Below are 21,385 nucleotides of genomic sequence, written 5' to 3' on the forward strand. Positions count from 1 at the left end.
GGAAGGTGAAGATCAGACGAAGATGAAGCCGGCAGCGATGCCGATGAAGGCCAGCGCCTCGGTGAAGGCGATACCGATCCACATCAGGACCTGCAGGCGACCTGCGAGCTCGGGCTGACGGGCAACGCCCTCGATCGTCTTTCCGACGACGATGCCGACGCCGATCGCGGGGCCGATGGCGGCGAGGCCGTAGCCCATCGTCGCGACGTTGCCGCTGAGCTCTGCGAGAACCGTAGTTGCGTCCACGGGGTATTTCCTTTCGGTTGTGGGCGGCAGTCAGCCGACCCGCTTAGTGCTCTTCCGCGACTGCGAGCTGGATGTAGACCGCGGTCAGGAGGGCGAAGACGTAGGCCTGGAGGACGGCCACGAGGATTTCGAAGAGTGTGAAGACGAAGCCGAACGCGAGGCTGCCGGCCGCGAGCGCCGACCACCATCCGCCCAGGTCGAGGAGGAAGAACTGGGTCGCCGCGAAGAACAGCACCAGGAGCAGGTGTCCGACCATCATGTTCATGAGGAGTCGGAGGGTCAGCGTGACGGGGCGGATGATGAACGTCGAGATGAGCTCGATCGGCGTGACGATGATGTAGATCGGCCACGGCACGCCGGAGGGGAACAGCGAGTTCTTGAAGAAGTTCTTGGGGCTCTTCTTGATGCCGGCGTAGATGAACGTGCCGTAGCTGATCAGGGCGAGCAGGAGCGGGACGCCGATCACCGAGGTGCCGGCGATGTTCATGAACGGGATGATGCCCGTGATGTTCATGAACAGGACCATGAAGAAGATGGTCGTGAGGATCGGCAGGAAGCGGTCGCCGTCCTTCTTGCCGAGCAGGTCGTGCGCGATGTTGGTGCGGACGAATCCGAGGCCCATCTCGGCGAGGCTCTGGAACCGACCCGGAACGACCCGCATGTTGCGCGTGCCGAGCCACAGGAACAGCACGACGGCGATCGTCGCGATGAACTGGATCAGGTTGATGCGCGTGATCGACAGCCATTCGAGGCCGAACAGCTCGACGATCGCCGGAGGGAAGAACTCGGAGATGGACGGCCCGTGGAAGACGGGGGGCTCGTCAGTGGCGAGAGGGGCGATCAGGGTCGCAGCTTGAGAGAACAGCGCTGGCTCCAGCTTCGGGGCACCGGCGTATGCCGAGGCGACGATGGTCGGTGAGCTGCACTCCGCAAAAGGCTCGCAAGCGAGTGGCGGGCGCGAACTCAACCCTACCAAACTCACGGGGCTTCCCGGACACCCGGGTCCCCCTAACGGTCGACATTGGGGGTTTCGGGGGCGGCTGCGGGCGAGGTCCCATCGATCGGGTCGACGATGTCGGCGGCGGTCGGGAGCGTCACGTCGCTGACGTGCGGAACCCGCATCCGCATCAGCACCACGACATCGACCGCCAGCGAGGCGAGGACGCTCAGGACCACCGCGAGGAAGAACACCGTCTGGTTGACCCACGGCTGGCCGCGCAGCGTGAGCAGCACGACGATGAAGACGACGAACTTGAGGATCCAGCCGCCCAGCACGATGCCGAAGAACAGCGGCACGTACAGGTCGTCTCCGTACCAGCGGTTGGCGATCAGGATGCTGATGCTCGTGATGGCCAGGAACACCGCGGCGATCAGGACGCCCGCCAGAGCGCTCCACAGCCCGTCGGAGCCGTCGACGAGCCATCCGACGATCGCTCCCACGACGGCGAGGATCGCGGCGACCGCAGAAGACCACACCAGGGTCGTCCGCAGGATCGGGGTGCTGGAGACGGGATTGGGGGTCGCGGCACGGGTGTTCACAGTGCGGCCTCCTCGGGGAGCGGGCGCCGGACGGCGCGGCGGGCGGGCAGGAAGGTCACGAAGAGGCAGGCGGCCGCCCCGACGACGCCGAACGCGACGCCCAGGAGGTACTCCCCCGGCCAGTCGGCGGTCGTGCCGATGTACATGAGCAGCACGGACAGGCTCACGATCGAGGTCCACGCGTAGAAGATCAGCACGGCGTCGCGGTCGGAGTGGCCCATGTCGAGCATGCGGTGGTGGAGGTGCTTGCGATCGGGCGAGAACGGCGACTTTCCGGCGCCCATGCGGCGGACGACCGCCATCCCGAAGTCGAGGAGCGGCAGCAGCACGACGACGATCGGCAGCAGGATCGGGATGAACGCACCGAGGATCTGGGAGCGTCCGAACTCGTCGGGACCGGCGAACGTGGCCGGCGTGAGGGAGTTGGTGATCGCCACGGCGGATGTCGCCATGAGCAGGCCGAGCATGAGCGCGCCGGCGTCGCCCATGAACATCTTCGCCGGACTCCAGTTGAACGGGAGGAATCCGACGCAGGCTCCGATGAGGACGACGGCGATGAACGGAGCGAGATCGGAGTACGTGCTGGAGCCGAAGTCGCGCAGCAGCAGGTAGGAGTAGGCGAAGAACACGACGTTGGCGATCAGCACGACGCCGGCGACGAGGCCGTCGAGCCCGTCGATGAAGTTCACGGCGTTCATGACGATCACGATCGCGAACACCGTGAGGGTGAAGCTCACCCAGCTCGACCACACCGTGATGCCGCCGATCGGCAGCGCGACGATCTGCAGCTTGCCGAACCACGCGATGATGCCGGCGGCGAGGAACTGCGCGCCGAGCTTGAGGAACCAGTCGAGGTCCCACAGATCGTCGGCGACGCCGACGAGGACGATGAGCAGCGTCGCGCCCAGGATCGCGAGCATGGGACCGGGGTCGGCCCAGAAGATCGCGAAGTACGGATGCTGCGACGACACGGCGAAGGCGGCGACGACGCCGAGGAACATCGCGATGCCGCCCAGGCGGGGCGTCGGATTGGTGTGGACGTCCCGCTCGCGGATGCCGGGGTACAGCTTGTAGCGCAGGCTCAGGCGCCACACCCCCCACGACAGGCAGAAGGTGAGCGCCGCCGTCAGGATGACCGTGAAGACGTAGTGCTTCACGCGGAGCCGTTCGAGGTGTCGGGCGCGTCCGCAGCCCCCGCCTCACCCTCGGATGCGGGCCGGTCCTCCCACGTCGGGGGCACCGGATCGGGTTCGAGGAGATCGCCGAGCACGCTCCGCAGCCGGCCGCGGTCGATCGCACCCTCGCGGAGAACGCGCACCACCCGCTCGGATCCGCCGACGAGCGCCGTCGCATCGATGATCGTGGAGGCGATTCCGCCTTCGCTCGCGCCGGCGTCGAGATAGACGTCGACGCGGTCGCCGAGCATCTCGAGCGCGCCTTCGGCCGTCGTCGCGGCGGGCATCCCGGTCAGGTTGGCGCTCGAGACGGCGAGCGGCCCCGTCTCCTCGAGCAGCTCCAGGGCCACGCGCTGCGCCGGCATCCGGACTGCGACCGTTCCGCGCGTCTCGCCGAGGTCCCACGTGAGCGAGGGCTGAGCCGGCAGCACGATGGTCAGCCCTCCGGGCCAGAACGCCTCGACGAGCTGCTCCACGGCGGTGGGCACCTCGGCGGTCAGGGCGCGCAGCGTCGGGACGCCGGAGACGAGCACAGGCGGCGGCGACTGGCGGCCCCGGCCCTTCGCATCCAGCAGCGCCTGCACGGCGCGCGCGTCGAAGGCGTTCGCCGCGATGCCGTAGACCGTGTCGGTGGGGATGACGACGAGTCGGCCGCGGCCGACGGCCTGGCGCGCGTGTCGCATGCCGGCGAGCAGCTGCGCCTCGTCACGGCAGTCGTAGAGGGGAGACATGTCGCCCGTCAGTCTAGTTGCGCGCGCTCCACGGTCCCTGAGACACGGTCACGGACGGATGGCGGTGGTCGCCCGATCCCTCATCGTGAGATCGGGATGCGTCGCCGCGGCGCGCCAGCCGTCAGCGCTCAGGATGCCGCGGATGGCCTCCCCCTGCCATTCGCCGTGTTCGATGACGATGACGCCGCCCGGGTGGGCGAGCCGGAGGCCGACCCCGCTGAGGACGCGGACGACGTCGAGGCCGTCCTCTCCCCCGTACAGGGCGGCGGGCGGATCGAAGAACCGCACTTCCGGATCGCGCGGGATCGCGGCATCCGGCACGTACGGGGGGTTCGATGCGACCACGGACACCGTGCCGTCGAGCTCTGGGAACGCCCGCTCGAGATCGATGAAGGCCAGGCGGGCGTTCTCGGCGCCGACGAGGGCGAAGTTCTCCTTCGTCCAGATGAACGCGTCGACGGAGTTCTCGGCGGCGTGCACGCGGGCGTGCGGCACCTCGGTCGCCATGGCCAGCGCGATCGCGCCGGAGCCCGTACCGAGGTCGACCGCGACGGGAGCGGGCGATGCCGCCGCGCGCAGCGCGTCGATCGCCAACTGGGCGACCATCTCGGTCTCGGGTCGCGGCACGAAGACGCCGGGGCCGACGCGCAGCTCGAGGTGTCGGAACGGCGCGGTGCCCGTCAGATGCTGCAGCGGTTCACGGGTGGCGCGGCGCGCGACGAGCTCGTCGAACGCGGCGGCCGCGGCATCCGGGATCGCGTCGCCACGGAAGGCGGACGCCTGCACGGCGCCGCGGCTCGTGCCCAGGACGTGGGCGGCGAGGAGCTCGGCGTCGACGACGGCATCGGCGATGCCGGCGCCGCTCAGGCGTTCCGCGGCGGCGCGGACGACGTCGGCGAGGCCAAGCGGATCGGCGGGCGCGGGCGGAATGACGGGGGCGGAGGACTCCATGGGCGTCGACCAGCCTAACCGCGAGCGCAGCCGAGACGAATTGTCACAAACAGGCCGGGAACACCACAGGCCCGTAGGCTTGTTGCGCTACGAGACTCCTCCCGAAAGGCCATCGTCATGCCCGGCATCTACTCCGACATCACCGCCGCTTTCGGCGACACCCCGCTCGTCAAGCTCAACCGCGTCGCGGAGGGTCTTCCCGGCACCATCCTCGCGAAGCTCGAGTTCTACAACCCCGCGTCGAGCGTCAAGGACCGTCTGGGCATCGCGATCGTGGATGCAGCGGAGGCGGCCGGCGCGCTGAAGCCCGGCGGCACGATCGTCGAGGCCACCAGCGGCAACACCGGCATCGCGCTTGCGATGGTGGGCGCGGCCCGCGGCTACCGCGTCGTGCTCGCGATGCCGTCGTCGATGTCGGTCGAGCGCCGACTGCTGCTCAAGGCCTACGGCGCCGAGCTCATCCTCACCGATCCCGCGGGCGGCATGAAGGGCGCGGTCGCGAAGGCCGAGGAGATCGCCGCCGACATTCCCGGGGCGATCCTCGCCCGCCAGTTCGAGAATGAGGCGAACCCTGCGATCCACCGCCGCACGACGGCCGAGGAGATCATCCGCGACACCGAGGGCAAGGTCGACTACTTCGTCGCCGGCATCGGCACCGGCGGCACCATCACGGGCGTCGGCCAGGTGCTCAAGGAGCGGGTGCCCGGCGCGAAGGTCGTCGCCGTGGAGCCCGCGGACTCGCCGCTGCTGACCAAGGGCACGCCCGGTCCCCACAAGATCCAGGGCATCGGACCCAACTTCATCCCCGCGATCCTCGATCAGGGCGTCATCGACGAGGTCGTCGACGTCGAGTTCCCCGACGCGATCTCGACCGCGCGGGCCGTCGGGAGCCAGGACGGCATCCTGGTGGGCATCTCGTCGGGCGCGGCCATCTGGGCCGCTCTCCAGATCGCCGCGCGGCCCGAGGCCGAGGGCAAGAACATCGTCGTGATCGTGCCCTCGTACGGCGAGCGCTACCTCTCCACGGCGCTGTACGAAGACCTCCGCGACTGATCTCTCCCGCTCCCGGGCGGCCGACATCGCCCGCCCAAGGAAGGAACGCCGTGCCCGGCATCCACTCCGACATCACGACGGCCTTCGGGGATACGCCCCTCGTGCGCCTCAACGCGCTCACCGCCGGACTTCCGGGAGAGGTCCTGGCGAAGCTGGAGTTCTACAACCCCGGCTCCAGCGTCAAATGCCGCCTCGGGTATGCACTCGTCGAGGCGGCGGAGGCGGCCGGCGAATTGAAGCCCGGCGGCACGATCGTCGAGTCGACGAGCGGCAACACCGGCATCGCGCTCGCCCTGATCGGTGCCGCGCGCGGCTACCGCGTGATCCTGACGATGCCCGCATCGATGTCGAAGGAGCGCCGTACGCTCCTGAAGGCATACGGGGCCGAGCTCGTGCTCACCGACCCGTACAAAGGCATGACCGAGGCTGTCGCGGTCGCTCAGCGGATCGCCGCGGAGACGCCCGGCGCCATCCTGTCGCGCCAGTTCGAGCACGAGGCCAACGCCGCCATCCACCGCCGGACGACGGCCGAGGAGATCTGGCGAGACACCGACGGGATCGTCGACTGGTTCGTCGCCGGATCCGGCACCGGCGGCACCGTCACCGGCGTCGGGCAGGTGCTGAAGCAGCGCAATCCCGACGTGCGCGTCGCTCTCGTCGAGCCCGCCGACTCCCCCGTGCTGACCGAAGGCCGCGCCGGCGGGCACCGCATCCAGGGCATCGGGCCGAACTTCGTGCCCGACGTGCTCGACAGGTCGGTCGTGGATGAGATCTTCGACGTGCAGTTCGACGACGCGATCCGCGTCGCCCGTGAGCTCGCGACGCGCGAGGGCATCCTGGCCGGGATGTCGGCCGGCGCAGCCGTGTGGGCCGCCCTCGAGATCGCCGCACGACCGGAGTCCGAAGGTCGGCGCATCGTCGTGATCGTCCCGGATTCGGGCGAGCGCTACCTCTCGACGGCACTGTACGAGCACCTCCGCGACGAGCAGCCTCAGGAGGCGCGGCGATGAAGTCGACGATCGAGCGTCTGCGAGAAGACCTCGACGCCGCGAAGCTGCGCGATCCCGCAGCCCGATCGTCGCTCGAGATCGCGATGCTCTACCCCGGCCTGCACGCCGTGTGGGCGCACCGCGCCTGGCACGCCCTGTGGGTGCGGGGCTTCCGCTTCGTCGCCCGCGCCGGCTCGCAGGTCACGCGGTGGCTCACCGGTGTCGAGATCCACCCGGGCGCGACGATCGGCCGCCGCTTCTTCATCGATCACGGCATGGGAGTCGTGATCGGCGAGACCGCCGAAGTCGGCGACGACGTGATGCTGTACCACGGGGTCACCCTGGGCGGCCGCCAGCGCGAAGGCGGCAAGCGCCACCCCACGCTCGGCGACGGTGTCGCCGTGGGCGCCGGCGCGAAGGTGCTGGGTCCGATCACGATCGGTGCGGGCTCCGTCATCGGCGCCAACGCCGTCGTGACGCGCGATGCGCCGGAGGACAGCATCCTGGTCGGCGTGCCCGCCAAGCCGCGCGCACGCCGCGAGGGACCGGACAGCCGCGCGGTGCTGACGGCCCCCGAGTACTTCATCTGACGCGTGCGGGGATGCCTCTCGTCGAGGCATCCGGTCAGGCGTCGCGGCGGTCGCCGACCTTCTTCTTGATGAACAGAGGCGGCAGCAGCCAGGTCGCCAGCGCCGTCACGAGCCACACGACGAGCGTGCCGATGATCCATGAGACGGGCCCGTCGATGCCGATGCCGGCCGCCGGGACGACCACGGCGATGAGCAGCGCGACGAACGTCGAGACAAGACCTATACCGCCCACCAGCGCGGGTGCGTGACGGCGCGCGATCTTGAAGATCCACGGCGCCAGGATCGACTGGAGCACCGCGAAGATGACGACGGCCAGCACGATGCCCCACCAGTCGTTCCAGTGCAGGAAGAACCCGGGGAGGAGGAGGTCGGCCGCGAGGAGACCGAGGAACGCCGACACGACGAAGATCGCCGCACGGATGAAGAACGTGATCACACGGTGATCCTAGTTGTCCGCACCGGGGCGCACAGGCCAGTGCACGCTCTGGTCGCGCTCGGGAACCGGGGAGTCCACGAAGGCCAGCGGCAGACCGACCGCGATCCCCGGACGCGGACGATGCATGAGCTGCACGTGCAGGTGCGGCTCGGTCGAGTTGCCGGAGTTGCCGCACTCGGCGATCAGCTCACCCGCCGACACGCGGTCGCCGACGGCCACCCGCACAGAGCCCTTCCGCAGATGCGCGATCGCCTGGTACCCGCCGCCGTCGAGCGCGATCACGATGACGTTGCCGAAGACGAATCGCCAGCCCAGGATGCCGCGGACGAAGGACTCCACGAAGAAGAGGGGAAGCAGGGACCAGCTGTTTCGACTGCGCCGATCGGCCGCGCGGTCGCGGACGACGACGACCTCGCCGTCTGCGCCCGCATGGACCGGCATCCCGAACGAGGGGAACTCCTCTGGCGCCATCGAGGCCCGTGCACCGCCGAAGCTCGGTCGCGGACGGTCAGCCGGCGTGTGGATCAGATCGATCGCCCAGGTCTGGGCGTACTGGTGCGTGCCGTGGCTCGGGATGCGGGTCGCAGGTGAGCTGAGCGCCGTCCACTCCCCCGCGGACGGCGCGACGATCGGCGCGACCGCACCGGGGCGTCCGAGGCCGAATCGGGCGAGGAGCAGGGCTGCGACGATGAGGAGGAGTCCGAGCAGCGATGCGAGAGCACGCACACGCTCCTCCACGATTCCGCTCGACGGCACCACACGCCACAGAGTGGCCGCCACGAGGAACGGCACGGCGATCGCGACGAGCGGCCCACGGATGCGCGCAAGCACACGGGCGCCACGTCCTGGGGCCCGATACGTCGTCGTCATGCTCTGCTCCTCCAGGTGTTGCGTGTTCGACTCCCGCACGAGGTCGCCTCTCATCTCGTCTCGCATCTTCCGCTCTTCCCTCTCGCCTGTGTCATCGGGCGCCGTGGCCTGGCCTGCTACGGCAACGCCGCGGCGAGCATCACGAGAACGGGCACGACACGCGACGCGGGCACTTCGTAGTGTCCGCGGCCCGCACTCTGCAGCCACCCGGCGCTCAGCATGAGACGCAGATGGTGATGGAGCTGGCCCGTCGTACCGAGGCTCGGCAGATGGGCGAGTTCCGCGGTGGAGTTCGTTCCCATCAGAACGGCGTGCGCTATCGCGAGGCGCACGGGATGCGCCAGTGCGCTGATCCGCTCGGCCGCGTCGCTCCAGTCCCTTTCGAGCAGCGACGAGACCGGCGCGGCCTGCTGCCAGTCGAACGTCGCGCCTGTCGGCAGAGCCACGGCGCCCAGGAGCATCACATCGCCCGCGTCATCCTCGATGCGTTCACGGAGACCTTCGAGTGCCCAGAACTTCGCCCGAGATCGGGCGCCGGCTTCACTCTGGCGGGCATCGAGGATCTCGAGGACGCGATCGAGCTTCTCGGAGACTCCCTCTAGGTCGTTCGTACTCGTCATGACGGAGATACTACGTGGAATCGAGCCGCAGTCAAAGATCTGGTGGTGATTATCTACGCTTTATCGAACTTCTCCGCACGATCCTTATTGACCATGTTTTATCCGTTTGACAAGGGATTTGTCGCCTCTCACAGCAATCCCATCGGAGAGAACAATCTTTTCTTCTCCGGATTTGCTTGACTTCTGCTGGCGCATGCTTCTAATTTTCGTACGACGAATTCCCGTACTTCGGAATTCCGAACCCTCACCGGCACGTCAACCGATCAGGAGATCCATCATGAAGCGTTCCATCGCATCCATCACGGGCGGCGCCCTCGTCGCCCTCAGCCTGACCATCGCCTCCACGACGGGTGCGGTCGCCGCATCCGTGCCCGCCTCGACGACGGCAGCACCCGCGGTGAGCTCGATCGCCGCAGGGCAGGCGTTCGCCGTCGCTGCCGCCGCCACCGACGAGAAGGGGAGCGCCGCCACTCCTCAGGCCGTCCCCGCTGTGGTCGCCACGGCGTTCCTCACGGGAGCGGCGAGCGCCGCAGGCGCCGCCGTCGGAGCCTGGGTCGCCGGCAAGGTCATCGGCATCTGGGCCGTCCAGGACGTCTCGGTCGACGTCACCGCATTCGACTGAGCGCGAGGGGTGGACGCGGCACCGCCGCGTCCACCCCTTCTCCCGGCGCCTTCCCCACCACCGACACCCCTCTGTCCGCATCGGAGTCACCATGACCCAGCTCGCCGCTCCCCCCGACGTCGTCGCTGGCTCGCTCTCCGCAGCCGCGACACCTCGGTCCGGCCCTGCCCGCCGGCGCATCGCGCCCCGCGTCGTCGTCGCCGGCGCGTGCGGAGTGCTCGCCCTGCACTTCGGGATCACCTTCCTGCATGTGGCCCCGCTCAATCCGCTCTCTCAGCAGTTCAGCGCCCTGGTGTCGACGTGGACTTCGCCGTTCTTCACCCAGAACTGGGAGCTTTTCGCACCCGACCCGGTGTCGCGCGACACCGGCGTCCTGGTGACCGGCTCGATCGGGGGCGAGGAGATCGGTCGCTATCTCGACCTCAGCACGCCGATGCTCGAACGCAAGCTCCACAATCCGGTGCCCGACAACCTCCACTACACGGTCTCGAGTGTGGGCCACAACATGCTCAGCGCTCGTCAGGATGTGATCCAGGACCCCACGGTGCTCGCCGAGCACCCGGATGCCGGTGACCAAGGTCTTGTGATCGACCCGGACGTTCTCGCCGATGCCCCGCAGGGGATCCAGGACGACTACGAGCGCACACTCGCGTCAGCCGTCGATCTGGCTGCGAATGCCCTGATGCGCGAGTACGGCGCGCAGCCCGACGCGGTCCAGATCCGCATCGTGACGCACGAATTCCCCCGTTGGTCGCAACGCGCCGACGCAGGTCTCGGCAGCGTCGTCTACAGCGACACCCCCTGGTTGGACATGAACGGAAGAGAGGTGTCCCGATGATCACCCCGACGCGCCGCCCCCGGCGATCCGGCCTTCGCACGTCCGCGAACGCGTTCGTGGACTGGATGAGCGCCACGCGACACGGCACCCGCACGATGTCGATCGTCCGCATCGGCTTCGGCGCCATCACCACGCTGTTCCTGCTGGTCAACATGCCCGTTCGGGACCGTATCTGGGGGCCGGACGCGTCCTATACCTGGGACCTGTTCGCTCAGACCTCCCTCGAGGCCGGTCAGCCGTCGCTGTTCCTCCTCTCGGCCGGTTCGCTGTGGTCTGATGCGCTCTACCTCGCTCTCCTCGCGGTATCCATCCTGTTCACGCTCGGCTGGGGAGGGCGGGCCACGACCATCGCGTTCTACGTGCTCCTCTGGTCGCTCCAGGTGCGCAATCCCCTGGCCACCAACGGCGGCGACAACCTCCTGCGCATCCTTCTCGTCTACATGATGTTCGCCCAGGTCACCGCCCACTACTCCCTCGATGCGCTCCGCGCTCGTCGTCGCAGCGAACGGGGCACGCCTCCGCGGAGAAAGTCGATGTCGGGCACCGTCCTGCACAACGCGGCGCTGATCGCCTGCGTCGCGCAGGTGTGCGTGCTCTACTTCACGTCGGGCATGTACAAGATCCAGGGCGAGATGTGGCAGAACGGCACCGCGCTGTACTACATCCTCCGCACGGCCGAGTACAACTCGTGGCCCGAGATCACGGCGATGATCTATCAGTGGCCCGCCGTCGTCGTCGGCGCGACCTATGCCGCAGTCCTGGTGCAGATGTTCCTGCCGTTCGTCCTCCTGAATCGCACTCTCAAAGCGTTCCTCCTGCCGGCGGTCATGGGGATGCACATCGCGATCGGCGTGCTCATGGGACTCCCCTTCTTCTCTGCGACCATGCTCATCGCCGATCTCTTCCTCGTCGGCGATCGCGATCTCCGTGCGCTCCGGGTGCGGCTGCGTGTGCTTCGCATGGCGGTTCGACGCCGGCTGAGTGATCGAACGATCCCTGCGGTGCGGGCGCCGCAGCCGCAGCCGCAGCCCGTCCATGAATCTCACGCCGGGGCACGGCCGTGACCGGCGCGCCCGACGCCATCGTCGTAGGCAGTGGCCCGAACGGGCTCGCGGCCGCGGTGACACTCGCTCACGCCGGTCTCGCCGTCACGGTCATCGAAGCCGCGGATCGAATCGGGGGCGGTCTTCGTTCCATCGAGGCGACGCTGCCCGGTGTCCGACACGACGAGTTCGCCGCAGTCCACCCCCTCGCCCTCGCGTCGCCCTTCTTCCGGGAATGGGGAGTGACGGATCGCGTTCCGTTCGTCGTGCCGGAGGTGTCCTTCGCTCATGCGCTCGACGATCGATCGCTGATCGCCTACCGGGACCTCGAGCGCACCGTCCGGCGGCTCGGAACCAGCGGCCGGGGGTGGCGGCGCGCCCTCTCGCCCTTGGTGGAGCGGATCGATGCGCTGACGGCCCTTTCGCTCGGCTCGCTGCTCACCATCCCCGCATCGCCGTCGATGGCTGCCCGGCTCGCCCTGACATCTCTGGACTCTGCGGAAGTGTTCGGCCGGGGCGCCCTCCGCGGCGACGCCCGGACCCTGTTCTCCGGTGTCGCGGCCCATGCCGTCGGGATCGTGCCGTCGCTCGCAACGGCCGGAGCCGGCCTCGTCTTGGCAGCGCACGCGCACGCCGCGGGGTGGGGCATCCCGATCGGAGGATCGAGCGCGATCGCGGACGGCCTGGCTGCGGACCTGCTCGCTCACGGCGGGCGGATCGAGGTCGGGCACACCGTGCAGGATCTCCGTGACGTCCGCGCTGACGCCGTGCTCCTCGACGTCGCTCCCGCCGCACTCGCCGACATCGCGGGGGACGAGCTCCCCTGGCGGTACACCCAGGAGCTGCGACGCTTCGCGCACGGGGACGGCGCGGCGCGCATCGATCTGGTGCTCGACGGCCCGATCCCGTGGCGCGATCCCGAAGTGGGCGATGCCGCCGCCGTTCACCTGGGCGGAGACGCCCGAACGATCAGCGCCGGCGAGCGTGCCGTGGCTCACGGCCGTGATGCCGACATCCCCTACGTTCTGCTCTCGCAGCCGAGTCGATTCGATCCGAGCCGGGCTCCCGGGGGCCATCACGTCGTGTGGGCCTACACGCACGTCCCGCATGGCTCGTCGAGCGATCGCACCGAGGCGGTGCTCACCGTGCTCGAACGAGCCGCGCCCGGCATCCGGGACCGGATCATCGCGACGGCGCACCGAAGCGCCCGGCAGTTGGAGGCCGCGAACCACAATCTCGTCGGCGGGGACATCGCCGGAGGAGCGATCACCGTGTCGCAGCTGCTGCGCCGGCCCACTCTGTCGTCAGAGCCCTGGCGGACCCCCACGCCGGGCCTCTATCTCTGCTCGGCATCGACGGCGCCGGGACCAGGGGTCCACGGGATGTCGGGGTGGCACGCGGCGCGCACCGCGCTGCGCGAGCGATTCGGGCTCGCGGCACCGTTCTCGCCCGAGAGTCGGGCAGCCTGAGCGAGCGGTGCGCGTCAGCCGTCCGAGCCGAGTGAGGCGAGACGCTCTTCTTCATCGGCGGCGACGCAGGACTCGATGAGGGGCTCGAGAGCACCATCCATCACCTGATCGAGGTTGTACGCCTTGTAGCCCGTGCGGTGGTCGGCGATGCGGTTCTCGGGGAAGTTGTACGTGCGGATGCGCTCCGAGCGGTCCATGCCCCGGATCTGCGACCGACGGGCGTCGGAGGCGGCGGCATCCCGTTCCTCCTGCTGCTTCGCGAGCAGGCGCGCGCGCAGCACGCGCATGCCGGCCTCGCGGTTCTGCAGCTGCGACTTCTCGTTCTGCATCGAGACGACGATGCCCGTGGGCAGGTGGGTGATGCGCACGGCGGAGTCGGTCGTGTTGACGGACTGGCCGCCGGGCCCCGACGAGCGGAAGACGTCGATCTTGAGGTCGTTCTGATCGATCTGGACCTCCTCCGGCTCGTCGACCTCGGGGAAGACGAGCACGCCGGTCGTGGAGGTGTGGATGCGGCCCTGCGACTCGGTCGCCGGAACGCGCTGCACGCGATGCACGCCGCCCTCGTACTTCAGGTGCGCCCAGACGCCCTGCGCGGGGTCGGTCGATGAGCCCTTGATCGCGACCTGCACGTCTTTGTAGCCGCCGAGGTCGGATTCGTTGCGCTCCAGGAGCTCGGTCTTCCAGCCCTTCGAGGCGGCGTACTGCAGGTACATGCGCAGCAGGTCGGCGGCGAACAGCGCCGACTCGGCGCCGCCCTCCCCCGCCTTGACCTCGAGGATCACGTCGCGCGCATCGTCGGGGTCGCGCGGGATGAGCAGTCGCCGCAGACGCTCCTGCGTCAGGACGACCTGCTCCTCCAGCGCCGGCACCTCTTCGGCGAACGCCTCGTCCTCGCGGGCGAGCTCGCGCGCGGCTTCCAGATCATCGGATGCCGCGACCCAGTCCTCGTTCGCCTTGACGATGCGGCTGAGCTCGGCGTACCGCCGATTGACGCGTTTGGCGCGCGCCGCATCGGCGTGCACGGCCGGATCGGAGAGCTCTTCCTGGACGGCCTTGTGCTCGTCGATCAGTGCCCTGACCGACTCGATCATGCCGGTCTCCTGCGTGGACAAGCTCAGCGGATGCTGTTGTCGTGCGCGTGGCTGCTGCCGCCCGCGTGGGTCGGAGCCGGGATCGACTTCTGCATCTGCACGAGGAACTCGACGTTGGACTGCGTCTCCTTGAGCTTTCCGAGCACGACCTCGAGCGCCTGCTGCGGGTCGAGACCGGCGAGGGCGCGACGGAGCTTCCAGGTGATCTTGACCTCGTCGGCCGAGAGCAGCATCTCTTCACGACGCGTGCTCGAGGCGTTGATGTCGACGGCCGGGAAGATGCGCTTGTCGGCGAGCTGACGCGAGAGGCGCAGCTCGCTGTTGCCGGTGCCCTTGAACTCCTCGAAGATGACCTCGTCCATCTTGGAGCCGGTCTCCACGAGCGCGGTCGCGAGGATCGTCAGCGAGCCGCCGTTCTCGATGTTGCGCGCGGCGCCGAAGAATCGCTTGGGCGGGTACAGCGCCGATGCGTCGACGCCGCCCGTGAGGACGCGGCCCGACGTGGGGGCGGAGATGTTGTAGGCGCGGCCCAGACGTGTGATCGAGTCGAGGAGCACGACGACGTCGCGACCCAGCTCGACGAGACGCTTGGCGCGCTCGATGGCGAGCTCGGCGACCGTGGTGTGGTCTTCGGCCGGACGGTCGAACGTCGAGGCGATGACCTCGCCCTTGACCGTGCGCTGCATGTCGGTGACCTCTTCGGGGCGCTCGTCGACGAGCACGACCATGAGGTGGACCTCGGGGTTGTTGATCGCGATGGCGTTGGCGATCTGCTGCAGCACGATCGTCTTGCCGGCCTTGGGCGGCGCGACGATGAGGCCGCGCTGGCCCTTCCCGATCGGGGCGACGAGGTCGATGATGCGCTGCGTCAGCTTCTCGGGCGCCGTCTCGAGGCGCAGGCGCTCCTGCGGGTAGAGCGGCGTCAGCTTGCCGAACTCGACACGGGTCGCGGCATCCTCGACGGACAGGCCGTTGACCGAATCGACCTTGACGAGCGCGTTGTACTTCTGACGGCTCGACTGCTCGCCTTCGCGCGGCTGCTTGATGGCGCCGACGACGGCGTCGCCCTTGCGGAGGTTGTACTTCTTGACCTGTCCGAGCGACACGTAGACGTCGCTCGTGCCGGGAAGGTATCCGGACGTGCGCACGAAGGCGTAGTTGTCGAGCACGTCGAGGATGCCGGCGATCGGGATCAGGACGTCGTCCTCGCCGATCTCGGTGTCGAACTCGTCGGCGGGGGCGCCGCCGGTCTGACCGCGGCGCTTGTTGCGCTGGCGGCCGCGACCCTGGCCCTGGCCCTGCTCGTCGTCCTGCTCCGCCGCCTGCGGGGCGCTCTGCGTGCGCGGGTTGCCCTGCGCCTGCTGGCCGCCGTTCTGCTGGCCGCCGTTCTGCTGGCCGCCGTTCTGCTGGCCGCCGTTCTGGGCCTGCTCGCCGTTGTTCTGCGCGGCCTGGCCGCGGTTGCGGCTGCGGCTGCGTGAGCGGCCGCGACCCCGCGACGTGGTCTCGCCCTCGGCGGTGGCATCGGATGCCTCGCCCTGCGCGTCGTCGGACTGCGCGGCGTCCGTCTGCTCGCCCTCGGCGGGCGTCTCGGCGGCGGTCTCGTCGGCGGGGGGAACCGGAGCATCCGTCGTCTCGGCGGGTGCCTCAGCGGCGCTCTCGGCGGGCTGGTCGGCGGCGGCGTCGGCGGGCTGCTCGGTGTTCTGGTCGGCGGCAGGAGCCTCGGCGGGAACGTCGGTGCTCTTGGCACGACGCGGCGCGCGCTTGCGGGGCGCCTTCACCGGCGGGGCCTCCACGGGTGCGGGGTCCTCTGCGGGGGCCTCGGCGGCGGCGGGGACCTCGTCGATGGTCTCGGGTGCCACCTCGGCGCGCTCCTCGAGGGGCGCGGCTTCGGCGGACGCATCGACGGCGGCGGCCTCGGCGGGCTGCTCGGCGGCGTCGGACGCGGCATCCGGAGCCTGCTCCTCGGCGGGCTCTTCGGCCGCGACGGGTTCTTCGGCCGCGGCGTTCTCTTCGACCGCGACGGACTCGGAAGCCTCGGTGTCTTCGGTGGTGGCGACGTCGTCGCCGGTGGAGGTCGTGGCGCCTTCGAGAGGCGCGTCGGTGCGCTCCTCGGCGTCGTTGTCGACCGTGTGGATCTCGGAGATGGACTCCACGAGTACTCCCTTGTGAAACGGATTGGATGTGACGATCCGCACGCGGCTGAGCCGGGCAGGAGACTGCCCGAGCCCGAGGTTCGAGGCCGGGAGACCGACAGGTCTGCTCAGCTTCGGATGACGGGGGGCGTGTGCGGTGGTGTTCGCAGATTTGCGACGGAGGCCAGATTCACGTGGTTACGTGGAACCCTCCGCGTACTCCTTCACTGTACCACCCTTGAAGTCGACGGCGAGCATGAGCGGCTCCCAGTGGACGGTCGTGGCGCGCTCCGCGAGCTCGGCCGCCTCGAGGCGCTTGCCCGGTCCGTCGGCGAGGACGAGGACGCTCGGCCCCGCCCCCGACACGACCGCGGCGAAGCCCGCCGCACGGAGGGCGCGCACCAGCTTGTCGGTCTCGGGCATCGCCTGCGCGCGGTAGTCCTGGTGCAGCCTGTCGCCGGTCGCGGCGAGGAGCAGCTCGGGACTCTGCATCAGAGCAGCGATCAGAAGCGCGGATCGCGACACGTTGAACACGGCGTCCTCGCGCGGAACCTGCAGCGGCTGGAGGCTCCGTGCGACGCTCGTCGACATGGTGAAGTCGGGCACGAACACCAGCGGCGAGACGCCGCGGTGCACGAGCAGCTTCTTGTGCTGCGGACCGTCCTCGTCCATCCACGCGATCGTCAGGCCGCCGAAGAGCGCCGGCGCGACGTTGTCGGGATGCCCCTCGAGCTCCGTCGCGAGGCGCAGGAGCGTCTCGGGGCCGAGCTCGACGTCGCCTTCGAGGAGCCCCTTGGCGGCGAGCAGGCCCGACACGACGGCCGCCCCGGACGAGCCGAGTCCCCGGCCGTGCGGGATGACGTTGCGGGCACGGAGGCGGAGCCCCGGCATCCGGCGCCCCACCGCCTCGAACGCGTACGCGATCGAGCGGACGACGAGGTGCGAGGCGTCGCGGGGGACGTCGGCGGATCCTTCGCCCTCCAGTTCGATCTCGAGCCCCCCCTCGGGAAGTGCCGTGACGACGAGCTCGTCGTACACGCTCAGCGCGAGGCCGAGCGTGTCGAACCCCGGACCGAGGTTGGCGCTCGTGGCGGGGACGCGGACGACGACCGTGCGCCCCACAGGGGCTGTGGTCACGCCTGGGCCCCCACGGGCTGCAGGTCCAGGACCGAGGCCACCTCGGAGGTGGTCGCGTCGACGACCGTGGGCTCGACCTGCGAGCCGTCGGCGTTGCGCAGGGCCCACTGCGGGTCCTTCAGGCCGTGACCCGTCACCGTCAGCACGACGCGGGCGCCGGCGGGCACGAAGCCGGCCTCTGCGCGGTCGAGGAGCCCCGCGACGCTGATCGCCGAGGCGGGCTCGACGAAGATGCCGACCTCGCCCGAGAGGAGCTTCTGCGCCGCGAGGATGCGCTCGTCGTCGATCGCGCCGAACCACCCGTCGGTCGCGTCGCGCGCCTCGAGGGCGAGCTCCCACGATGCGGGGTTGCCGATGCGGATCGCCGACGCCACCGTCTCGGGGTTCTTCACGACCTCGCCGCGCACGAGGGGCGCCGAGCCCTCGGCCTGGAAGCCGAACATGCGGGGGACGCGCGTGGCGGCGCCGCGCTCGGCCTCTTCGCGGTAGCCGCGCGAGTACGCCGTGTAGTTGCCGGCGTTGCCGACCGGGATGAAGTGGAAGTCCGGCGCGTCGCCGAGCACCTCGACGACCTCGTAGGCGGCGGTCTTCTGCCCCTCGATGCGGTCGGGGTTGACCGAGTTCACGAGGTGCACCGGGTAGTGGTCGGCGAGCTCGCGCGCGATCTCGAGGCAGTCGTCGAAATTGCCGCGCACCTGGATGAGGCGCCCGTTGTGGGCGACGGCCTGGCTGAGCTTGCCCATCGCGATCTTGCCCTCGGGCACGAGCACCGCGGCGGTGATGCCGGCGTGGGCCGCGTAGGCGGCCGCCGAGGCAGATGTGTTGCCGGTCGACGCGCAGATGACGGCCTTCGCGCCGTGCTCGACGGCGCGCGAGAGCGCCACCGTCATGCCGCGGTCCTTGAACGACCCCGTCGGGTTCATGCCCTCGAACTTGATCCACACGTCGGCGCCCGTGCGCTTCGACAGCGCGGGGGCGGGGAGCAGCGGCGTGCCGCCCTCACCGAGCGTCACGACGGTCGATGCGTCGGTGACGCCCAGCCGGTCGGCGTATTCGCGGAGGACTCCGCGCCAAAGATGTGCCATTTTCAGTCTCCTTCCACCCGCAGGACCGAGACGACGCGTTCGACGACGCCGCTCGCGGCGAGCCGATCGACGGTCTCGCTCAGGTCCTGCTCACGTGCCTTGTGTGTTCCGATGACGAGGCGGGCGACGCCGCCCTCGCCGTTCGCCTCATGGACGACGGTCTGCTCGACGGTCGCGATCGAGACGCGGCCGTCGCTGAGGATGCCGGCGACCGTGGCGAGCACGCCCGGCTGGTCGTCGACCTCGAGCGTGATCTGGTACCGGGTCGTGACGCGGCCGATCTCGACGATGGGCAGGTTCGCGCGCGTCGACTCACCGACGCCCACTCCCCCGGCGATGTGGCGGCGCGCCGCCGAGACGACGTCCCCGAGAACGGCCGAGGCCGTCTGCACGCCGCCCGCACCCGCGCCGTAGAACATGAGGTTGCCCGCAGCCTCGGCCTGCACGAAGACCGCGTTGTTCGCGCCGTGCACGCTCGCCAGCGGGTGCTCGCGGTTGATCAGGGCCGGATAGACGCGCACCGAGATGGCGTCGCGTCCGCGCGCGGACTCGCCCTCGAGCCGCTCGCACACGGCGAGGAGCTTGATCACGTAGCCGGCGTGGCGCGCGGCATCCATCATCGCCTTGTCGACCGACGTGATGCCCTCGCGGTGCACGGCCTCCAGCGGCACGGTGGTGTGGAACGCGAGGGATGCGAGGATCGCGGCCTTCTGCGCCGCGTCGTAGCCCTCGATGTCGGCGGTGGGGTCGGCTTCGGCGTAGCCGAGGCGCTGGGCATCGGCGAGCACGTCGTCGAAGTCGGCCCCCTCGGCGTCCATGCGGTCGAGGATGTAGTTGGTCGTGCCGTTGACGATCCCCATGATGCGCTGCACCCGGTCGCCGGCGAGCGAGTCGCGCAGCGGACGGATGATCGGGATCGCCCCGGCGGCGGCGGCCTCGTAGTAGACGGAGGCGCCGACCTGGTCGGCGGCGTCGAAGATCTCGGGGCCGTGGGTGGCCAGGAGGGCCTTGTTTGCCGTCACGACGTCGGCGCCCGAGTTGATGGCCTGCAGGATGTGCGTGCGCGCCGGCTCGATGCCGCCCATGAGCTCGATGACGATGTCGGCGCCGATGATGAGCGGGTCGGCGTCCGTCGTGAGCAGTTCGCGGGGCAGGTCGACCTCGCGGGGCGCGTCGACGTCGCGCACGGCGATGCCGACGAGTTCGAGGTGGGCCCCTGCACGGTCGGCCAGTTCGTCACCGTGCTTGCGGAGCAGATCGGCGACCTGCGATCCCACGGCGCCGGCGCCGAGCAGCGCGACGCGCAGGCGGCGGTAGTCGGTCATGCGTTTCCTTCCGAGTCGGCCTCGACGCCCGCGTCGCGGGAGAGGAGGTCGCTGATCGTTTCGCCGCGCACGATGACGCGGGCCGTCCCTCCGCGCACCGCGACGACCGGCGGGCGGGGCACCCAGTTGTAGTTGCTCGCGAGCGAGAAGCAGTAGGCCCCTGTCGCCGGCACGGCGAGGAGGTCGCCGGGGGCGACATCCCCCGGCAGGTACTCGGCGTCGACGACGATGTCGCCGGACTCGCAGTGCAGGCCGACGACGCGGGCCAGAGCAGGCTCCGCATCCGACGTGCGCGAGGCGAGGCGCGCGGAGTACTGCGCGCCGTAGAGCGCCGGGCGGGCGTTGTCGCTCATGCCGCCGTCGACGCTGACGTAGAGGCGGGTGAGGTCGTGGTCGAGGTGCACCGACTTCGTCGTGCCGACTTCGTACAGCGTGATGCCCGCCGGGCCGACGATCGCGCGGCCGGGCTCGAAGGCGAGGTTCGGCATGGGGATGCCGCGCACGTCGCACTCCTGTGCGACGGCGTCGGCGATGCCCTGCGCGAGCTCCTCGATCGGGGTCGGGTCGTCGACCGACGTGTAGGCGATGCCGAAGCCGCCCCCGAGGTTCAGGACCGGGATCTCGCCGCCTGCGAGGAGGTCGGCGTGCAGCTCGACGACGCGCGCCGCCGACTCGCGGAAGCCCGCCGTTCCGAAGATCTGCGAGCCGATGTGGCAGTGCAGGCCCACGAAGTCGAGCCCGTCGAGCTCGCGGATGCGCGCGACGGCGGCCGGGGCGTCTTCGAGCGTGAAGCCGAACTTCTGGTCTTCGTGCGCCGTCGCCAGGAAGTCGTGCGTCTCGGCGTGGACTCCGCTGTTCACCCGCAGCAGCACGGCCTGCGTGGCATCGAGCCGTTCCACGATCGCGGAGAGCCGTTCGAGCTCGATCCAGCTGTCGATCACGATCGAGCCGATGCCCGCCGAGACCGCCTGCTCGAGCTCGCGGACGCTCTTGTTGTTGCCGTGGAATCCCAGCCGCGCGGGATCTGCTCCCGCCGCGAGCGCGACGGCCAGCTCCCCGCTCGTGCACACGTCGACGGCGAGGCCCTCGTCCATCACCCAGCGCACGACCTCTGTCGCCAGGAAGGCCTTGCCGGCGTAGTAGACGCGGGCGGCGACGCCGTGCGACGCCGCGGCCGCGCGGAAGGCCGCGAGCGTGCGGGCGGCGCGTGCGCGCACCTCGTCCTCGTCGAGGACGTACAGCGGAGTTCCGAATCCCTCGCGCAGCGCCGTGGCGGCGACACCGCCGACTTCGAGGACGCCGTGCTCGTCGCGCACCGCGCTCACGGGCCAGACGGCCTCGGCGAGAGCGTTCGCATCGTCGGGCCGGACGAGCCACGACGGGACGGTGCTGCTGTGCGGGGCGGCGGACACGGGTGGAACCAATCGGTGGGATGCTTCG

General features: G+C 69.8%; 22 protein-coding genes. 7 read left to right on the plus strand and 15 right to left on the minus strand.

The window, feature by feature from the left end:
* Positions 1–12: 12 nt before the first annotated feature.
* From atpE to prmC, 6 genes are all read right to left on the minus strand, one after another.
* The gene (atpE, locus tag B0B14_RS09360) at positions 13–246 is read right to left on the minus strand and encodes an ATP synthase F0 subunit C (RefSeq protein WP_060958893.1); all 234 of its coding nucleotides are present in this window, start codon (positions 244–246) and stop codon (positions 13–15) included.
* A 43-nt stretch (positions 247–289) separates the two neighbouring features.
* Positions 290–1,111 (minus strand): F0F1 ATP synthase subunit A, encoded by an 822-nt coding sequence (atpB, locus tag B0B14_RS09365; RefSeq protein WP_256714344.1) that lies wholly within the window; start codon positions 1,109–1,111, stop codon positions 290–292.
* A 143-nt stretch (positions 1,112–1,254) separates the two neighbouring features.
* Positions 1,255–1,785, minus strand: coding sequence for a Cg1360 family ATP-synthase-associated protein (locus B0B14_RS09370; protein WP_076681122.1), 531 nt, complete (start codon positions 1,783–1,785; stop codon positions 1,255–1,257).
* Positions 1,782–2,942 (minus strand): MraY family glycosyltransferase, encoded by a 1,161-nt coding sequence (locus B0B14_RS09375; RefSeq protein WP_076681123.1) that lies wholly within the window; start codon positions 2,940–2,942, stop codon positions 1,782–1,784. The genes B0B14_RS09370 and B0B14_RS09375 overlap by 4 nt, the downstream gene beginning before the upstream one ends.
* Complete coding sequence (locus B0B14_RS09380; protein WP_076681124.1) at positions 2,939–3,691, minus strand: L-threonylcarbamoyladenylate synthase; 753 nt, start codon at positions 3,689–3,691, stop codon at positions 2,939–2,941. Before B0B14_RS09380 ends, B0B14_RS09375 begins: the two co-directional genes overlap by 4 nt.
* A gap of 48 nt (positions 3,692–3,739) precedes the next feature.
* Positions 3,740–4,642 carry a peptide chain release factor N(5)-glutamine methyltransferase gene (gene prmC, locus B0B14_RS09385; RefSeq protein WP_076681125.1) on the minus strand — a complete coding sequence of 301 codons (903 nt, stop codon included), beginning with the start codon at positions 4,640–4,642 and terminating at the stop codon, positions 3,740–3,742.
* A gap of 117 nt (positions 4,643–4,759) precedes the next feature.
* Here prmC and cysK (B0B14_RS09390) point away from each other — a divergent pair, with 117 nt between their 5' ends.
* The 3 genes from cysK (B0B14_RS09390) to epsC are packed head-to-tail and all read left to right on the plus strand — an operon-like array spanning position 4,760 to position 7,274.
* A complete protein-coding gene (gene cysK / locus B0B14_RS09390) occupies positions 4,760–5,695 on the plus strand; it encodes a cysteine synthase A (protein WP_076681126.1) in 936 nt (311 codons plus the stop codon).
* Positions 5,696–5,745: 50 nt separating this feature from the next.
* Complete coding sequence (gene cysK, locus B0B14_RS09395; RefSeq protein WP_076681127.1) at positions 5,746–6,705, plus strand: cysteine synthase A; 960 nt, start codon at positions 5,746–5,748, stop codon at positions 6,703–6,705.
* Positions 6,702–7,274 (plus strand): serine O-acetyltransferase EpsC, encoded by a 573-nt coding sequence (epsC, locus tag B0B14_RS09400; protein WP_076681128.1) that lies wholly within the window; start codon positions 6,702–6,704, stop codon positions 7,272–7,274. The genes cysK (B0B14_RS09395) and epsC overlap by 4 nt, the downstream gene beginning before the upstream one ends.
* A gap of 34 nt (positions 7,275–7,308) precedes the next feature.
* Here epsC and B0B14_RS09405 read toward each other — a convergent pair whose 3' ends face one another.
* The 3 genes from B0B14_RS09405 to B0B14_RS09415 form a co-directional block, all read right to left on the minus strand.
* On the minus strand, positions 7,309–7,710 hold the full coding sequence (locus B0B14_RS09405) for a hypothetical protein (protein ID WP_076681129.1): 402 nt from the start codon (positions 7,708–7,710) through the stop codon (positions 7,309–7,311).
* 9 nt (positions 7,711–7,719) lie between these two features.
* A complete protein-coding gene (locus B0B14_RS09410) occupies positions 7,720–8,580 on the minus strand; it encodes a M23 family metallopeptidase (RefSeq protein ID WP_076681375.1) in 861 nt (286 codons plus the stop codon).
* A gap of 116 nt (positions 8,581–8,696) precedes the next feature.
* Positions 8,697–9,200, minus strand: a complete 504-nt coding sequence (locus B0B14_RS09415; RefSeq protein WP_076681130.1) for a helix-turn-helix transcriptional regulator — start codon at positions 9,198–9,200, stop codon at positions 8,697–8,699.
* A 277-nt stretch (positions 9,201–9,477) separates the two neighbouring features.
* Here B0B14_RS09415 and B0B14_RS09420 point away from each other — a divergent pair, with 277 nt between their 5' ends.
* The 4 genes from B0B14_RS09420 to B0B14_RS09435 all read left to right on the plus strand — a co-directional run bounded on the left by B0B14_RS09420 (position 9,478) and on the right by B0B14_RS09435 (position 13,172).
* Entirely contained in the window at positions 9,478–9,822 is a 345-nt protein-coding gene (locus B0B14_RS09420; protein ID WP_076681131.1) for a hypothetical protein, read from the plus strand.
* A gap of 91 nt (positions 9,823–9,913) precedes the next feature.
* Positions 9,914–10,660 carry a DUF5819 family protein gene (locus B0B14_RS09425; RefSeq protein ID WP_076681132.1) on the plus strand — a complete coding sequence of 249 codons (747 nt, stop codon included), beginning with the start codon at positions 9,914–9,916 and terminating at the stop codon, positions 10,658–10,660.
* Positions 10,657–11,724, plus strand: a complete 1,068-nt coding sequence (locus B0B14_RS09430; protein ID WP_076681133.1) for an HTTM domain-containing protein — start codon at positions 10,657–10,659, stop codon at positions 11,722–11,724. The genes B0B14_RS09425 and B0B14_RS09430 overlap by 4 nt, the downstream gene beginning before the upstream one ends.
* On the plus strand, positions 11,721–13,172 hold the full coding sequence (locus B0B14_RS09435) for a phytoene desaturase family protein (RefSeq protein WP_076681134.1): 1,452 nt from the start codon (positions 11,721–11,723) through the stop codon (positions 13,170–13,172). The genes B0B14_RS09430 and B0B14_RS09435 overlap by 4 nt, the downstream gene beginning before the upstream one ends.
* A 14-nt stretch (positions 13,173–13,186) precedes the next feature.
* On the opposite strand, the gene prfA is transcribed toward B0B14_RS09435, so the two are convergent.
* The 6 genes from prfA to lysA form a co-directional block, all read right to left on the minus strand.
* Positions 13,187–14,266 (minus strand): peptide chain release factor 1, encoded by a 1,080-nt coding sequence (prfA, locus tag B0B14_RS09440; protein WP_076681135.1) that lies wholly within the window; start codon positions 14,264–14,266, stop codon positions 13,187–13,189.
* A 23-nt stretch (positions 14,267–14,289) separates the two neighbouring features.
* A complete protein-coding gene (gene rho / locus B0B14_RS09445; RefSeq protein ID WP_179085282.1) occupies positions 14,290–16,419 on the minus strand; it encodes a transcription termination factor Rho in 2,130 nt (709 codons plus the stop codon).
* 177 nt (positions 16,420–16,596) lie between these two features.
* The gene (gene thrB, locus B0B14_RS09450; RefSeq protein ID WP_076681136.1) at positions 16,597–17,535 is read right to left on the minus strand and encodes a homoserine kinase; all 939 of its coding nucleotides are present in this window, start codon (positions 17,533–17,535) and stop codon (positions 16,597–16,599) included.
* Positions 17,532–18,620: a threonine synthase gene (gene thrC / locus B0B14_RS09455; protein ID WP_076681137.1), complete on the minus strand. Its 1,089-nt coding sequence runs from the start codon at positions 18,618–18,620 to the stop codon at positions 17,532–17,534. Before thrC ends, thrB begins: the two co-directional genes overlap by 4 nt.
* A 2-nt stretch (positions 18,621–18,622) precedes the next feature.
* Positions 18,623–19,945, minus strand: a complete 1,323-nt coding sequence (locus tag B0B14_RS09460; protein WP_076681138.1) for a homoserine dehydrogenase — start codon at positions 19,943–19,945, stop codon at positions 18,623–18,625.
* Positions 19,942–21,357 (minus strand): diaminopimelate decarboxylase, encoded by a 1,416-nt coding sequence (lysA, locus tag B0B14_RS09465; protein WP_076681139.1) that lies wholly within the window; start codon positions 21,355–21,357, stop codon positions 19,942–19,944. Before lysA ends, B0B14_RS09460 begins: the two co-directional genes overlap by 4 nt.
* Positions 21,358–21,385: the final 28 nt, after the last annotated feature.

This window comes from Microbacterium sp. RU33B (genome assembly GCF_900155915.1).
In the GTDB taxonomy this organism is placed as follows: Bacteria; Actinomycetota; Actinomycetes; order Actinomycetales; family Microbacteriaceae; genus Microbacterium.